Origin of the sequence: Mesorhizobium sp. M7A.F.Ca.CA.002.09.1.1 (assembly GCF_003998555.1) — a bacterium.
In the GTDB taxonomy this organism is placed as follows: Bacteria; Pseudomonadota; Alphaproteobacteria; order Rhizobiales; family Rhizobiaceae; genus Mesorhizobium; species Mesorhizobium ciceri.
Map to the genome: position 1 here is coordinate 1 of NZ_RZRR01001492.1, position 645 is coordinate 645.

At 62.3% G+C, this 645-nt stretch carries 2 protein-coding genes; both read right to left on the reverse strand.

Annotated elements, in window-relative coordinates; genetic code table 11:
* Positions 1–241: NmrA family NAD(P)-binding protein (locus EN994_RS34230; RefSeq protein WP_127308293.1), on the reverse strand; the 241-nt coding region annotated here is incomplete at its 3' end.
* Between the two features lie 91 nt (positions 242–332).
* A complete protein-coding gene (locus EN994_RS34235; protein ID WP_063169177.1) occupies positions 333–542 on the reverse strand; it encodes a DUF680 domain-containing protein in 210 nt (69 codons plus the stop codon).
* Between the last annotated feature and the right edge of the window lie 103 nt (positions 543–645).

Sequence of the window (645 nt, forward strand, 5' to 3'; positions counted from 1 at the left end):
ACTTGCCCCAGTCGGTGTAGATCGGGTTGAGGCCGTTGAAGACGATATCGACACCTTGCGTGGCGCGGATGAGGGCCTCGCGGTCGAGAGCGTCACCGGCAACGGCCGTGGCGCCCTTGAGTTCGGCCGGTACCTTGCCGTTGCGGGTGACGGTGCGGACCTCGTAGCCCGCGTCGATGAAGGCCTTGGCGACCACGCGGCCGAGCCGGCCACCGGCACCGAGAATTGCGATCTTGGTCATTGGAAGCACTCCTGGTTGGGATTTAGGTGGTCGGTCGGGCGATCGGTACCAGCGACAGCGCGATCGGGATCAGCGACAAGCGCGATCGGGATCAGCGGCTGCCGAAGAGGTCGCGGTTGCTGCCCTGTGTGACCGGCTTCCGGATGGCCGCATCGGGGTTGTGAATCGAAGCGGTGGTCGTGTCGTCGGTGCTGGTGGCGGCCGGCTGGCTGGCGTCGTTCGAACCAAACTTGTCGCTGCCGGCAAAAGCGGCGCTGACGGAAATGAGGATAGCGGCGGTGGTGAGAGCGATCTTGGTCATCTGAGTTCTCCTGGTAGGTGTTTGCAGTCCGTGTTGGTGTCTGCAGCTGGAATATGGGCGCTTCGAATACGAATGGAAATTGACTAAAGGTGGCGTTCTGATA

Excerpts from the sequence above, each read along its gene's own strand:
- EN994_RS34235 (WP_063169177.1), bottom strand. The coding sequence starts at position 542 with ATGACCAAGATCGCTCTCACCACCGCCGCTATCCTCATTTCCGTCAGC.